This window comes from Oceanobacillus iheyensis HTE831 (assembly GCF_000011245.1).
Classification (GTDB): domain Bacteria; phylum Bacillota; class Bacilli; order Bacillales; family Amphibacillaceae; genus Oceanobacillus; species Oceanobacillus iheyensis.
In genome coordinates this window covers 2,092,117-2,107,029 of sequence record NC_004193.1, presented here as the reverse complement: position 1 = coordinate 2,107,029, position 14,913 = coordinate 2,092,117, and the positions used below count along the sequence as shown (strand labels likewise).

Here is a 14,913-nt window from a genome sequence, read left to right as displayed (position 1 = left end):
AATGGGAGACACTAAAAGGTATATTGTTTTGTTTTTATTTTGTATCTGATATGATGACTATAAAAGTTGATTGCTGAACGATTTCAGCACGTTTAGGGGTGAAAAGTAATGTTTAAATTTAATGAGGAAAAAGGACAATTGAAATGTTCCTTTTGTGGAAAAAGTCAGGAGCAAGTAAGGAAACTAGTTGCCGGACCAGGCGTGTATATATGTGATGAGTGTATAGATCTCTGTACTGAAATCGTAGAAGAAGAATTAGGTACAGAAGAAGATATGGAAATGAACGAAATTCCAAAACCAAAGGAAATTTGCGATATACTTGATGATTATGTAATCGGTCAAGATAAAGCAAAGAAGAACCTCTCTGTAGCAGTATATAATCACTATAAACGCGTGAATTCTGGCAAAGGCAACGATGAAGTTGAAATTGCTAAAAGTAATATTGCGATGATAGGACCTACTGGTAGTGGTAAAACATTACTTGCACAAACATTGGCTAGAATTATTAATGTACCATTTGCAATGGCAGACGCTACTTCTCTAACAGAAGCTGGTTATGTAGGGGAAGATGTTGAGAATATTCTTCTAAAATTAATTCAAGCTGCCGATTATGATGTAGAGAAAGCGGAAAAAGGTATTATATATATAGATGAGATTGATAAAGTAGCTCGTAAATCTGAAAATCCATCCATCACTCGTGATGTATCTGGTGAAGGTGTACAGCAAGCATTATTGAAAATTCTTGAAGGTACTGTAGCTAGTGTTCCACCACAAGGTGGAAGAAAACATCCGCACCAAGAATTTATTCAGATTGATACTACCAATATCTTATTCATCGTTGGTGGTGCGTTTGATGGTATTGATCAAGTTATCAAGCGCCGTTTAGGTAAGAAAGTAATTGGTTTCGGTTCTCATGAAAAACAAGAAGATTTAGACACTGGTCAATTACTTTCAAAAGTTCTACCTGAAGATTTATTGCGTTACGGTCTAATTCCAGAGTTTATCGGACGTATTCCAGTTATTGGAAGCTTAACTCCATTAGACGAAGAGGCGTTAATTGAAATCCTAACTAAGCCAAAAAATGCATTAGTTAAACAATATCAAAAATTATTTGAGATTGACCATGTTGAGCTTGAATTTGAGGAAGAGGCACTACAAGAAATTGCGAAGAAAGCAATTGAACGAAAAACTGGAGCTCGAGGGCTACGATCCATTATTGAAGGTATAATTGTTGACGTAATGTTTGACATTCCTTCAAGAGAAGACGTGGATAGATGCATTATTACGAAAGAAACAGTTTCTGATGATGATGGTAGTCCGAAACTTGTATTTCGAGACGGCACAGTAAAACTTGGGAATGAAAAGTTACCAAAAGAAAGTGCTTAATACAAATTAGGACGGAGATGTAGCAGTTATGTTCAATCTGCCTTCTCCGTCTTTTTTTATCACATACATATGAGAAGCAACATTGACACATTTTAATAATAATTGAAAAACAATAGTATTTAATATAACTTACATATTGCTTTTATTTCTTGATTCAATAGTGGAGGTACACAAAATGACAACAGAATTTAAACAGATTCCCCTCTTGCCATTACGTGGATTGTTAGTTTTCCCTTCAATGGTTCTACATCTTGATGTGGGGCGTGATAAATCAATTGCCTCTATTGAAAGGTCTATGGTGGAAGACGAATACATATTCTTAGCTGCCCAAAAGAAAGGAAATATAGAAGATCCTCAACCAGAAGATATATATACGATTGGTACAGTAGCAAAAGTTAAGCAAATGCTAAAACTTCCTAATGGAACGAATCGTGTGTTAGTAGAAGGTATGTATCGAGGGAAATTAATACGTCACATTGATAGTGAAAATGAATATTTAGTAGAAGTTGAGAAATTAGAGGAAACAAAAAGTGAAGAAAATGAGATAGAAGCTTTAATGAGAACCTTACTAGACTATTTTAAACAATATGTTAAAGTATCACGTAAAGTAACAGAAGATACATTTGAATCAGTAGGTGATATCGAAGACCCAGGTAGGCTTTCGGATATAATAACATCTCATATCGCTTTAAAAGTACCAGAAAAACAAAAGCTTTTAGAGACACTTAATATAAATGAGCGAATTAAAAAATTATTAAAGATTATTTCTAATGAAAAGAAAGTATTAGATATAGAGAAAAAAATAGGGCAACGAGTAAAATCTTCAATGGAAAAAACACAAAAAGAATACTACCTAAGAGAACAATTAAAGGCGATACAAAAAGAATTGGGTGAACGGGATGGAAAGGCAACAGATTTAGATCAGTTGCATTCGAAAATTGAAAAATCGGACATGCCTGACCATATTCGTAATGTAGCGTTAAAAGAATTAGGTAGATATGAAAAAGTGCCTCAATCATCAGCTGAGAGTTCCGTGATTAGAAATTACATTGAATGGCTTATCGCATTACCTTGGCAAAACAAAACGAAAGATAATATTAATATTAAAAAAGCAGAGAAGGTATTGAATAGAGATCATTATGGATTAGATAAAGTAAAAGAACGAATTCTTGAGTATTTAGCTGTTCAGAAGTTAACTAACTCTATAAAAGGACCTATTCTGTGTTTAGTTGGACCACCTGGTGTTGGAAAAACTTCTTTAGCAAAATCTATTTCGAATTCCATCAATAGAAAGTTTGTGAGGATCTCTTTAGGTGGGGTAAGAGACGAAGCGGAAATTCGTGGGCATAGAAGAACTTATATTGGTGCAATGCCAGGTAGAATCATGCAAGGAATGAAAAAAGCAGAAACCATTAATCCAGTCTTTTTACTTGATGAAATTGATAAGATGTCAAATGATTTTCGTGGTGATCCATCTTCAGCGATGTTAGAAGTATTAGATCCAGAACAAAATCATGCGTTTAGTGATCACTTTATAGAAGAGACGTATGATTTATCAAATGTTCTTTTTATTGCTACAGCGAATAATGTATCAAGTATTCCTGAGCCTTTACTTGATCGAATGGAACTAATCTCTATCGCGGGCTATACAGAAGTGGAAAAACTCCATATTGCGAAGGAACATTTAATTCCAAAGCAATTACAAGAAAATGGATTAACGAAAAGCAAATTACAAATGCGTGAAACGGCAGTAATGAAACTTATTCGAAGATATACTCGTGAAGCAGGAGTAAGGGGATTAGAAAGACAAATAGCTACCTTATGCAGAAAAGCAGCTAAAACATTAATAACGGATACATCGAAAGAACGTATTATTATAACAGAACATACTATCGAGGATTATTTAGGCAAACCTTATTTCCGATATGGATTGATGGAACAAGAAAATCAAATTGGTGCAGCAACTGGGTTAGCTTATACCTCGGCAGGAGGGGATATACTTTCAATCGAAGTAAGTCACTATCCTGGTAAGGGAAAATTAACATTAACTGGCCAATTAGGAGATGTTATGCAAGAATCTGCACAAGCTGCATTTAGTTATGTGCGTTCAAGAACGAATCATTTTCATATTGAACCAGATTTTTATGAGAAATATGATATTCATATTCACGTTCCAGCTGGAGCTACACCAAAAGATGGACCATCTGCTGGAATAACTATTGCCACGGCTCTAGTAAGTTCATTAACAGGCAGGGCAATTAAAAAGGAAGTTGGAATGACTGGTGAAATCACTTTACGCGGTAGAGTATTGCCAATCGGAGGATTAAAAGAAAAGGCACTAAGTGCTCACCGTGCTGGATTAACTACTATAATAATTCCTGATGAAAATGAAAAGGATATTGAGAACATTCCAGAAAGTGTACGAAATGAATTAACATTTATACCAGTAAAACATTTAGACGAAGTTTTAGAACAAGCACTCGTGGAGGAATAAAAAATGAAAGTTAACCATGCTGAAATTGTCATTAGTGCGGTAAGTAAAAAGCAGTATCCAGAAGATCAATTACCGGAAATTGCTTTAGCTGGAAGGTCTAATGTCGGTAAATCATCGTTTATAAATCGACTAATCAATAGAAAAAATCTTGCTAGAACGTCATCAAAGCCGGGTAAAACACAGACACTTAATTTTTATCGTATCAATGAGTCATTTTATTTTGTTGACGTACCAGGGTATGGCTATGCAAAAGTATCGAAAAAGGAAAGAGAAAAATGGGGACGGATGATGGAAGAATACTTCCAAACAAGAGATACGTTGAGAGCTGTCGTATTAGTAACTGATTTAAGGCATGATCCTACCCAAGATGATATTCAAATGTATGATTTTATTAAGTACTTTGATCTTCCTGTCATCATTATCGGGACAAAATTAGATAAGATAACAAAAAACAAACGTCAAAAACACATCAATAGAGCGAAGCAAGTATTAGAAATGGATGAAACAGATTTATTTATTCCATTCTCGGCTGAAATAGGAGAAGGGAAAGATGAAGCTTGGTCAGCTTTATCCAGATATATAAAAAGATAAATAAAATTTGAAAAATAGCGGGTTACAATTATTGTGCCCGCTATTTTTTTTCGTTCTCTAGGAAATTATAAAATTTTGGATCTGTGGATAAACAACTAAGTTAATTAGCCACGTCCAGCTCCAGCGCCCATCACCTATTGTCCTTCCGGAAACCTCCTTACGATAAAGAAGACTGCCGAATGTCCTTTATGAGGCATAGTCGCACTTATGCCATGGTGAAAAGAAGACTGCCGAATGTCCTTTATGAGGCATAGTCGCACTTATGCCATGGTGAAAAGAAGACTGCCGAATGTCCTTTATGAGGCATAGTCGCACTTATGCCATGGTGAAAAGAAGACTGCCGAATGTCCTTTATGAGGCATAGTCGCACTTATGCCATGGTGAAAAGAAGACTGCCGAATGTCCTTTATGAGGCATAGTCGCACTTATGCCATGGTGAAAAGAAGACTGTCGAGTGTTCTTTATGAGGCTAAGTCGCACTTATGCCATGGTGAAAAGAAGACTGCCGAATGTCCTTTATGAGGCATAGTCGCACTTATGCCAATGGTGAAAATGAAAAGAAGACTGCCGAGTGTTCTTAGTGAGGCATAGTCGCACTTATGCCAATGGTGAAAAGAAGACTGCCGAATGTTCTTTGTGAGGCATAGTCGCACTTATACCCTTGCGGTGAAAGTCAACATCGATTCGCATACGCTTATCGTGTTTCCTTTATCTCAAAGAAATAAAGAAGTTCGACCAGTCGAACCACCCCTTGAAAACCAGGGGCGCAGGACATACGGTGATAAACGGGCGCTTGCGCTTTTGTTCTTAAAAATGGAAGATTTGTTATTAATATTTAGAAAAGTGTGATTAAAATCTATAATTAAGGGTATATAACTGCATAGATAATATAGCTTCCAAATACTTAAAAACTTGTACAAATGCTATGAATATTCTGATTTGGTTAACCTTTCGTAAATTGATATACTAAACAACGTGACAACAGTAACGAAGTGGTTATGAAAATAAAAGGGGGAATTGATAAGATGAGAAAACTGAAATTTCTGTTATTTACACTTGTTGCATTTCTGTTACTATCTGCTTGTAGTGAGGAAGGTTCAAATGCGGAATCCGAAACAGACCAACCTTATGATCTAGTAGAGGATGGAAAATTGACATTTGCTGCATCTGGTGAATTTAAACCTTTTAGTTATATGGAAGGTTCTGACATGGTGGGATATGATATAGCGGTTGGGGAAGCAGTTGCTGAAAAGCTTGGACTGGAACCGAATCCTCAACGTGCTAAATTCTCTGGAATTGTCACAGGTGTCACAGAAGGTAGATACGATATTGCAGTTGCCAGCCATACTATCACGGAAGAAAGACTAGAACAGGTGGATTTCTCTGAACCTTATTATTATTCTGGTCCAGTAATTTATACAAGACCAGATAGTGATATTAAAGAAGTCCAGGACTTAGAAGGCAAAGAAATTTCAGTTGCAAGAGGAACAACATATCTAGAGACAGCTCAAGAATATACAGATAATATTCCACAAGTGGATAGTGATGTGGTTGCTCTACAATCGCTATCAAGCGGGCATCATGATGCAGTGATTACAGATGATGTTACCGGAATTACTGCGATAGATGCTGGTTTAGAGGTAGAAGGACGTATACAATTAGGTATTGCTGAGCAAGCAATCGCAGTCAATAAAGAAAACAAAGAATTGAGAGATGCAGTGGATGAAGTTTTACAAGAATTAAAGGATAGCGGTGAATTAGCTGAAATATCTGAAGAGTGGATTGGTGGAGATATAACAAAAGAACCTGAAAACGTGGAAGAAACTGAATAGATATGGATAAAGCTAGCTTTAGATTTAATACAAAATAACGATCGTAAAAGAATATATAATTTCAGAATACGGCGCAGTTCGTTTGGAGTTATGAACGACCTGCGCTTTATTTTATAGAATTTTTATTTCAATTAAAGTGACAAGCAACGAATAAATTGGAGTGTTGATATGGAAGCAATTTTACATTTTATGGATGTATTTATTGGTAGTTTGGATGTATTTATGGAAGGGCTATGGATTACTGTAAAGTTATCTGTAGTATCACTGTTTATTGCTATTTTTATTGGTTTGTTCATTGCGATATTAAAGATATCGAATATAAAAATACTTACATGGATAGCAGATGCTTATATATGGCTTGTACGAGGTACACCATTAATCGTTCAAATATTTATTCTTTACTATGGGCTTACAGATATTTTTCTAATTAATCAATTTTGGGCAGGTGCAATTGGTTTAGCATTTCACAGTGGAGCGTATATAGCAGAGATTATCCGTGGCGCTATTCAGTCAGTTGATAAAGGACAGAGAGAAGCTGGATTATCCTTAGGAATGAGTAAAGGGAAAACGATGCGACGTATTATATTGCCTCAAGCTTTTCGAAGAGCAGTTCCATCTCTAGGCAATCCAATTTATTATTGGTATCAAGGACTCATCGCTAGTTTCTTTTATCGGACTACAAGATTTGTTTGGTGTGGCGAGCACTATGGGGTCAAATTCATTTGATTACTTACCATACTATTTAACCGTTGCGGTCTACTACCTGTTAATTGTCTTAATACTTACGTTTATTGTAAACCGGATTGAAAAAAGATTATCTGTAAGTGATTAATGGAGGTGCTATGGATGAAAGAGATGATTCGTGTGGAAGATTTAAACAAGTCATTTGGTAAACTGCATGTATTAAAAGATATCAAATTAACGGTTTATGAAAGTGATGTGGTTGTGTTAATTGGAGCTAGTGGTTCTGGAAAGAGTACTTTACTCCGTTGTTTAAATTATTTGGAGTTGAAAAACAGTGGGAATATAATTATAGAAGGAGAAAAGGTGGAGCCCAAAACACATAACCTGAATCATATTAGGCAGAGAATTGGTATGGTGTTTCAACATTTTAATTTATTTCCACATATGACTGTATTAGAAAACGTTATAGAAGCACCAACACAAGTGAAAAAAGTGGCAAAACAAGAAGCTGTTTTAGATGGAAAGCAGTTGTTGGATAAAGTTGGTCTTGGTGATAAATACAATGAGTACCCATCAAAGTTATCCGGAGGGCAGAAACAGCGAGTTGCTATTGCTCGTGCACTAGCGATGAAGCCAGATGTTATGCTATTTGATGAACCGACTTCCGCATTAGATCCAGAATTAGTAAATGAGGTTTTAACTACCATAAAAGAGTTGGCAGTAGAAGGAATGACAATGGTCATTGTGACACATGAAATGGGGTTTGCAAAAGAAGTAGGAGACCGGATTGTTTATATGCATGAAGGAAGAATAGTCGAGACAGGTTCACCAACAGAGATTTTTACAAATCCTCATGAACAACGAACAAAAGATTTCCTTGGTTCGGTATTATAAAAAGTTTTATAACAAAGAGACGGGCACCTGATAGATAACAGGTGCCGTCTCTTTGTTAATTTTGTTTATTTTTTGGGCTTCCTCAGCATAAAGAAACCTAGTAGTATTAACAATATAGGCCAAAAACGGTCTAATAAGTTGGTTATTGGATTCATCCACTCGGTATAATATGATAATTGATCGGAGAAAATAAATAGTAACCCAATAATTACAATGACGATACCTGATAATAATCCTTTTTTTGTTTTAGAATAACGAACTAGTAATGCTAATCCAATAATTAATGGGAATACTCCCCAATGATCAATCCAAAAATGATAATGTTTTACACCATGGAGATGAATCCCAATTCCTAGTATTAATGTACCGGCAAATAGATTATTATACGTCCGTGTCGTATAACTATGAATAAGGACGCCAATACCGATAATCATCAGTAATGTTTGCCACGAATAAAAATCAGTAAAAAAAGGTAATTTTAATTCTCTAAATAAAAAATATACCCCTATTGCTATAAACAAATATGCAATTAAGGAATGTTGCTTTTTCATATTATAGTTGCCTCCAATATTGAGTTGATCCCTTGCTATCTCGGTGTTGTTGTGTTAAAGTACAGTCGAATTGATTCTTTCCAATATATATTAACATATTGTTTCAGATTCTGTTCACATTTTAAAGATTCACGATATAATTTACATGTTATAATAAATATTAGGTTATAATAATATTAAAAAAGTCCGATTTAAAGATTTTGGGGGTAGTACTGTGCATATTCTAAAAGTTGGGTTTAATTACAAAACAACCCCTGTTGACATTAGGGAGAAATTTACATTCTCTGAAGATTCATTGCAAGATGCTATGGTAGAATTGAAAAATCAAAAAAGCATATTAGAAGATGTAATTATCTCTACTTGCAACCGTACGGAGATTTACGCGGTTGTAGATCAACTTCATACTGGAAGATATTATATAAAACAGTTTTTATCTAATTGGTTTGGTATTGAAAAAGAAGAATTTTCTACTTATCTAAGAATAACAGAAGATGACGGAGCAATGGAGCACTTATTTAGAGTATCTACTGGTCTAGATTCAATGGTGTTAGGAGAAACACAAATTCTTGGTCAAGTGAAACAAGCCTTCTTAAATTCCCAACAAGTTAATACTACGGGCACCATATTTAATGAGCTATTTAAACAAGCTATTACTTTTGGGAAGCGTGCACATAAGGAAACTGCTATTGGAGAACACGCAGTTTCTATTAGCTATGCAGCAGTGGAATTAGCAAAGAAAATTTTTGGTGATTTGCAAGAGAAACATGTTGCGATACTTGGTGCAGGAAAAATGGGGGAACTAGCAGCAAAAAACATTCAAGGTTCTGGGGCTACAAAAATTACAGTAGTAAATAGAACGCTTGAAAATGCAAATGAAATGGCAGAGAAATTTAATGCGGATGTTGAGAGTATAGATCAACTTCCAGTTATCTTACAGCAGGCTGATATTTTAATTAGCTCTACTGGTGCTGATTCCATTGTTGTTACAAAAGAGATGATGGAGAAAGTACAAAAACAGCGAAAAGGTCGCGCGCTTTTTCTTGTTGATATAGCAGTACCACGTGATATGGACCCTGCGATTTCAGAACTTGAAAATGTATTTTTGTATGATATTGATAATTTACAGCATATTGTTGATGACAACCTTGAGTCTAGAAAACAAGCCGCTGAAAAAATTGAACTATTAATAGAAGAAGAGATTGTTACCTTTAAGGAATGGTTAAAAACATTAGGTGTAATCCCAGTAATATCTGCATTAAGACAAAAAGCCTTAACCATTCAGGCAGAAACAATGCAGAGTATTGAACGTAAAATACCAAACCTTACTGACAGAGAAAGAAAAGTATTAAATAAGCATACAAAAAGTATTATTAATCAATTATTAAAAGAACCTGTTACACAAGCAAAAGAGTTTGCAGGTAAAGACAATGCAGAAGACTCATTGCAATTATTTATAAATATATTTGGTATTGAAGAAGAGGTTAAGGAAGAATTAGTTAAACATGCAAAAAAAAATGAAACTTTAATGAAGATTGCTAAAGAAGAACCGTCTTCTTTTCCAATCATTGAAAAAATTACAACAGCCTGATCGAAAGAAAGGATACCGAGATGGTTGAAATAAAATGGCTATACGAATTGTTGTTATTGCTATATAGCTTTAGTCTAATTGGATTTATGATTGATTTTATTCATACGAACCGGAAAGCAGTCCGAATTGCTTTCTGGTTGCTTTCAATGGTTTGGGTCATTCAAACCGTTTTTTTCTTTTATCATGTTTTTTCTGAGAAGTCGTTTCCAGTAGCTACAGTTATAGATGGATTATACTTTTATTCATGGATATTGATCGGGTTATCTTTGATAATTTATCAGTTATATTCTATCCGATCTATAGTTTTATTTATTAACGGATTTGCTTATGTACTGATGTTAATGTATATGACTGCTCATGCTGACACTCAATTTCCAGGTGGAACCATACAGTTTGCACAAGAAATGTTAATAGCCCATATAACATTAGCACTTATTTCATATGGTCTATTTACAATTGGTTTCTTTTTATCATGTATGTATTATATACAGTATGATTTACTTAAAAAGAAGCAAGGATTCCAGTGGATGTCTCGATTTGGCGATCTTCAAACACTAGATAAATTAAGCTTTAAAATAAATCGAATTGGAGTCCCTGTATTTTTAATTGCTATAATATTAGGGATTGTATGGGCTTATGTATCTCATTGGCCGTTCATATGGTTGGATATGAAAACAATAGGCTCTATCGTAGTTTTAGTTATGTATATTATTTATTTGTTTATGCGAGTTTTAGGTTATCGAGGAAAGGGCATAGCTTTATATAATATTATTTCGTTTTTAGTATTATTAATTAATTTTTTCCTATCCAGTACATTATCAAACTTTCATTACTAGGAGGATCTTAAATGAGGAAAATTATTGTTGGTACAAGAAAAAGTAATCTTGCTTTAACTCAAACAGAGTGGGTTATCGATCAGTTGAAAAAAGCTGGAGTAAAAAATGAATTTGAAATAAAGAAGATTGTTACAAAAGGAGATCAGATTCTAGATGTAACCCTATCTAAGGTTGGCGGTAAGGGACTGTTTGTTAAAGAAATTGAAAAAGCAATGTTTGATAAAGAAATTGATTTAGCAGTACATAGTATGAAAGATATGCCTGCGGTAATACCAGAAGGGCTTACAATTTCGTCTATTCCTGAGCGTGAAGATCATCGTGATGCGTACCTTGCAAAAGACAATATTCTCTTGCAAGACCTTCCTGAAGGTGCCATCGTTGGTACAAGTAGTTTACGTCGAGGAGCACAGATTTTAGCAGAACGACCAGATTTGACTATAAAATGGATTCGAGGAAATATTGAAACTCGAATTCGAAAACTTCAAGAAGAAGACTATGATGCAATTATTCTTGCGGTTTCTGGATTAAAAAGGGTAGGACTAAGTGAAGAACTAATAACAGAATATCTGGAACCAGAGGTGTGTGTTCCTGCGGTAGGACAAGGTGCACTGGCAATTGAAAGTAGAGAAGATGATGAAGAACTTACCAATATAGTTAAAAAAATTCATGATGCTTATACAGCGAAGACGGTAAGTGCAGAAAGAACGTTTCTTCATTTATTAGAAGGTGGATGCCAAGTTCCAATCGGCGGATATGCGTATTTAGACGGGGATGAGGTAGTATTAACTGCCTTAGTAGGAGATCCAGATGGTACAACTATCTTAAAAGAAACAGTTCGTGGCACAGAACCCACTGAAGTTGGGAAAGAAGCTGCGGAGTTATTAATAAGTCAAGGAGCAAAAGAAATCGTTGATCGGGTAAAAGAGGAGATGGATCAGTAATGAGTCACTCTCTTCAAGGAAAGAGTGTTTTGATTACTAGAGAAAAACAACAAGCAGAAGCTTTTGCTAAACAGATTGAAAATTTTGGTGGTAAGCCACTGGTTGTCCCTCTTTTATCTATAGAATATAAAAGTGATATAAGTAACCCTATTTGGCTGCACTTAAAAAAATATGAATGGATTCTTTTCACTAGTTCAAATGGAGTTCACGGTTTTTTTCATTTTCTACATCAGTTAGATATTGAATTTCCTTCTGATATAAAGGTTGGTATTGTTGGAACAAAAACGAAACTCGCATTAGATGAGTATGAATTGAAACCAGATTTTATTCCCTCTATATTCGACGCAGAAACAATGGCAAAAGAATTTATAGAAAGCTATGATAGAGAACAACCTATATTAATTGTAAGAGGAAATCTCTCTAGAAATATTATTCCAAATGATTTTACTGAACATAATATTTCCTATGACACAATTGAAGTATATGAAACGACGTATCGTTATGAAGCAAAGCGTGAATTAGAGGACACAATTAAGAATGTTGATTTTGTTACCTTAACTAGTCCTTCAACAGTGACGGCATTGATGAAGCTAGTGAAAGATATACCATTTTCATGTGATTATATATGTATTGGAACGACTACAGAAGCGAAAGCTGAAAAATTACAAATACCAAATCTTCATATTCCTAGTGAATTTACTACAGATGCAATGATAGAAGTTATGATTGATTTGGCTTTAGGAAAGGATGTAACTTAATATGGAACAACAGTTGACTTTTAAACGGCATCGTCGATTACGTGCATCTACATCTATGCGTTCATTAGTACGAGAAACGCATTTAAGACCTACTGATTTTATTTATCCTATTTTTGTAATAGAAGGCTCAAACATAAAAAATGAAATACCTTCAATGCCAGGGATTTATCAGTTATCCTTTGATCATCTATTAGAAGAAGTTCAAGAAGCCTATGATTTAGGTATACGTTCTATTATTTTATTTGGTGTAGTGTCTAATAAAGATGAGATAGGATCAGAAGCTTTTCATGATCACGGGATTATCCAAGAGGCTACACGTATGGTTAAAAAAGACTTTCCAGATATGCTAGTAGTAGCAGATACTTGTTTATGCGAGTACACTTCTCATGGTCACTGTGGCGTGATACAGAACCGCGATGTGGATAATGATGCTTCATTAGAATTATTAGCTAAAACTGCTGTTTCACAAGCTAAAGCTGGTGCAGATATTATTGCGCCATCCAATATGATGGATGGATTTGTCGTAGTGATTCGTCAAGCTTTAGATGAAGCAGGTTTTAATCATATTCCAATTATGTCGTATGCAGTAAAGTATGCTTCTGCATTTTATGGTCCATTTAGAGATGCTGCTGATAGCACACCTCAATTTGGAGACCGTAAAACGTATCAAATGGATCCTGCAAATCGCTTAGAAGCTATTCGCGAGGCAACTTCAGACGTAGAAGAAGGTGCTGATTTCTTAATTGTGAAGCCAGCTCTGTCTTATCTTGATATTGTTCGTGAGGTTCGTGATAACTTTGATTTGCCGGTAGTAGCGTATAATGTTAGTGGAGAGTATTCCATGGTAAAAGCTGCTGCACAAAATGGATGGATTGATGAAAGAGCATTAGTAATGGAAAAACTAACATCGATGAAACGAGCAGGATCTGATTTGATTATTTCTTATTTTGCTAAAGATGTTGCGAAATGGTTACAGGAATCGAACTAAGGAGGTATTTTAATGACACTTAATCAGTCAATTGATGCGTATAAAGAAGCTGTTGATTTAATGCCGGGTGGGGTTAATTCACCAGTAAGAGCATTTAAATCTGTCGGGATGAATCCGATTTTTATGAAAGAAGGAAAGGGTTCTAAAATAGTAGATATTGATAACAATGAATATATTGATTATGTCTTAAGTTGGGGTCCATTAATTCTTGGTCATTCTGATGAACGTGTAGTAAAAAAACTTCAAGATATTACTGCTAAAGGTACAAGTTTTGGCGCACCAACACTATTAGAAAATGATTTAGCTAAACTTGTAATTGATCGTGTTCCTTCAATTGAAATGGTTCGAATGGTTAACTCAGGTACAGAAGCAACGATGAGTGCTATTCGATTAGCTAGAGGCTACACGGATAGAGATTTAATCCTAAAGTTTGAAGGAAGTTATCATGGTCATGGAGACTCTCTGCTTATCAAAGCGGGATCAGGCGTGGCAACTCTTGGATTACCAGATAGTCCTGGAGTACCTGAAAATATTGCAAAGAATACCATTACTGTACCTTATAATGATACAGACAGTTTGAAATTAGCTTTTGAAAATTATGGAGACCGCATAGCAGCGATAATTATGGAACCAGTATGTGGAAATATGGGAGTAGTTCCACCGAAAGATGGTTTCTTACAATATGTTCGACATATTACGGAGGAAAATGGTTCCTTATTAATATTTGATGAAGTAATGACTGGATTTAGAGTCGGTTATCATTGTGCACAAGGTCATTATGATGTAACTCCTGATTTAACATGCCTAGGAAAAGTAATCGGTGGTGGATTACCGGTTGGTGCTTATGGTGGTAAGCGCGAAATCATGGAACAGATAGCTCCAACAGGTCCTATATATCAAGCTGGTACACTATCTGGTAACCCATTAGCTATGACTGCAGGATATGAGACATTATCTTCTTTATCAGAAGAATCCTATGAAGATATCAATAATAAAGTGGATACGTTAGTGAATGGGTTTAGAGATGCTGCCGACAAATTTGATATTCCGATTCATATTAATCGAGCAGGTTCCATGGTTGGAGTATTTTTCACAGATGAAGAGGTAATTAACTTTGAGACAGCTCAAACCTCAAATCTTGATTACTTTGCTCAGTATTATCGCTCGATGGTTAATGAAGGGATATTCTTGCCACCTTCTCAATTTGAAGGATTATTCCTTTCCACTGCTCACACTGATGACGATATAGAAAAAACCGTTAAAGCTATTCATAAAGCTTTTGAACAAATAGAAAAATAAAATTCCATATTTATTTACAAAGCAATGTATGATGAGGGGATTCCTTCATTACACATTGCTTTTTTTGCATA

General features: G+C 35.1%; 12 protein-coding genes and 1 pseudogene. 12 read left to right on the top strand and 1 reads right to left on the bottom strand.

The features are described from left to right. Positions 1-108: 108 nt before the first annotated feature. From clpX to OB_RS10660, 6 genes and pseudogenes are all read left to right on the top strand, one after another. Positions 109-1,386 carry an ATP-dependent protease ATP-binding subunit ClpX gene (gene clpX / locus OB_RS10690; protein ID WP_011066472.1) on the top strand — a complete coding sequence of 426 codons (1,278 nt, stop codon included), beginning with the start codon at positions 109-111 and terminating at the stop codon, positions 1,384-1,386. Positions 1,387-1,561: 175 nt separating this feature from the next. Beyond that, entirely contained in the window at positions 1,562-3,880 is a 2,319-nt protein-coding gene (gene lon / locus OB_RS10685) for an endopeptidase La (RefSeq protein WP_011066471.1), read from the top strand. A gap of 3 nt (positions 3,881-3,883) precedes the next feature. Then, positions 3,884-4,471, top strand: coding sequence for a ribosome biogenesis GTP-binding protein YihA/YsxC (gene yihA / locus OB_RS10680; protein WP_011066470.1), 588 nt, complete (start codon positions 3,884-3,886; stop codon positions 4,469-4,471). 1,025 nt (positions 4,472-5,496) lie between these two features. Further along, positions 5,497-6,303: a transporter substrate-binding domain-containing protein gene (locus tag OB_RS10670; RefSeq protein ID WP_011066469.1), complete on the top strand. Its 807-nt coding sequence runs from the start codon at positions 5,497-5,499 to the stop codon at positions 6,301-6,303. Positions 6,304-6,471: 168 nt separating this feature from the next. Next, positions 6,472-7,135, top strand: a pseudogene (locus tag OB_RS10665) (amino acid ABC transporter permease). Positions 7,136-7,149: 14 nt separating this feature from the next. Continuing rightward, the gene (locus OB_RS10660; protein ID WP_011066467.1) at positions 7,150-7,881 is read left to right on the top strand and encodes an amino acid ABC transporter ATP-binding protein; all 732 of its coding nucleotides are present in this window, start codon (positions 7,150-7,152) and stop codon (positions 7,879-7,881) included. Between the two features lie 65 nt (positions 7,882-7,946). Here OB_RS10660 and OB_RS10655 read toward each other — a convergent pair whose 3' ends face one another. Further along, positions 7,947-8,432 carry a LiaI-LiaF-like domain-containing protein gene (locus OB_RS10655; protein WP_011066466.1) on the bottom strand — a complete coding sequence of 162 codons (486 nt, stop codon included), beginning with the start codon at positions 8,430-8,432 and terminating at the stop codon, positions 7,947-7,949. 214 nt (positions 8,433-8,646) lie between these two features. On the opposite strand from OB_RS10655, the gene hemA reads away from it, so the two are divergent. Genes hemA through hemL form a run of 6 tightly spaced genes read left to right on the top strand, consistent with a single transcriptional unit; the run spans position 8,647 to position 14,842 of the window. Continuing rightward, positions 8,647-10,020 carry a glutamyl-tRNA reductase gene (gene hemA, locus OB_RS10650; RefSeq protein ID WP_011066465.1) on the top strand — a complete coding sequence of 458 codons (1,374 nt, stop codon included), beginning with the start codon at positions 8,647-8,649 and terminating at the stop codon, positions 10,018-10,020. 20 nt (positions 10,021-10,040) lie between these two features. Further along, positions 10,041-10,856, top strand: coding sequence for a cytochrome C assembly family protein (locus OB_RS10645; protein ID WP_011066464.1), 816 nt, complete (start codon positions 10,041-10,043; stop codon positions 10,854-10,856). An 11-nt stretch (positions 10,857-10,867) separates the two neighbouring features. Continuing rightward, entirely contained in the window at positions 10,868-11,797 is a 930-nt protein-coding gene (gene hemC / locus OB_RS10640) for a hydroxymethylbilane synthase (RefSeq protein ID WP_011066463.1), read from the top strand. Continuing rightward, complete coding sequence (locus OB_RS10635; RefSeq protein ID WP_011066462.1) at positions 11,797-12,555, top strand: uroporphyrinogen-III synthase; 759 nt, start codon at positions 11,797-11,799, stop codon at positions 12,553-12,555. Before hemC ends, OB_RS10635 begins: the two co-directional genes overlap by 1 nt. Position 12,556: 1 nt before the next feature. Beyond that, a complete protein-coding gene (gene hemB, locus OB_RS10630) occupies positions 12,557-13,543 on the top strand; it encodes a porphobilinogen synthase (RefSeq protein WP_011066461.1) in 987 nt (328 codons plus the stop codon). A 12-nt stretch (positions 13,544-13,555) separates the two neighbouring features. Then, positions 13,556-14,842, top strand: coding sequence for a glutamate-1-semialdehyde 2,1-aminomutase (hemL, locus tag OB_RS10625; protein ID WP_011066460.1), 1,287 nt, complete (start codon positions 13,556-13,558; stop codon positions 14,840-14,842). The last annotated feature ends 71 nt before the right edge of the window (positions 14,843-14,913 follow it).

Excerpts from the sequence above, each read along its gene's own strand:
- hemL (WP_011066460.1), top strand. The coding sequence starts at position 13,556 with ATGACACTTAATCAGTCAATTGATGCGTATAAAGAAGCTGTTGATTTA.
- OB_RS10655 (WP_011066466.1), bottom strand. The coding sequence starts at position 8,432 with ATGAAAAAGCAACATTCCTTAATTGCATATTTGTTTATAGCAATAGGG.
- OB_RS10670 (WP_011066469.1), top strand. The coding sequence starts at position 5,497 with ATGAGAAAACTGAAATTTCTGTTATTTACACTTGTTGCATTTCTGTTA.
- yihA (WP_011066470.1), top strand. The coding sequence starts at position 3,884 with ATGAAAGTTAACCATGCTGAAATTGTCATTAGTGCGGTAAGTAAAAAG.
- OB_RS10660 (WP_011066467.1), top strand. The coding sequence starts at position 7,150 with ATGAAAGAGATGATTCGTGTGGAAGATTTAAACAAGTCATTTGGTAAA.
- OB_RS10635 (WP_011066462.1), top strand. The coding sequence starts at position 11,797 with ATGAGTCACTCTCTTCAAGGAAAGAGTGTTTTGATTACTAGAGAAAAA.
- hemB (WP_011066461.1), top strand. The coding sequence starts at position 12,557 with ATGGAACAACAGTTGACTTTTAAACGGCATCGTCGATTACGTGCATCT.
- clpX (WP_011066472.1), top strand. The coding sequence starts at position 109 with ATGTTTAAATTTAATGAGGAAAAAGGACAATTGAAATGTTCCTTTTGT.
- OB_RS10645 (WP_011066464.1), top strand. The coding sequence starts at position 10,041 with ATGGTTGAAATAAAATGGCTATACGAATTGTTGTTATTGCTATATAGC.
- hemC (WP_011066463.1), top strand. The coding sequence starts at position 10,868 with ATGAGGAAAATTATTGTTGGTACAAGAAAAAGTAATCTTGCTTTAACT.
- lon (WP_011066471.1), top strand. The coding sequence starts at position 1,562 with ATGACAACAGAATTTAAACAGATTCCCCTCTTGCCATTACGTGGATTG.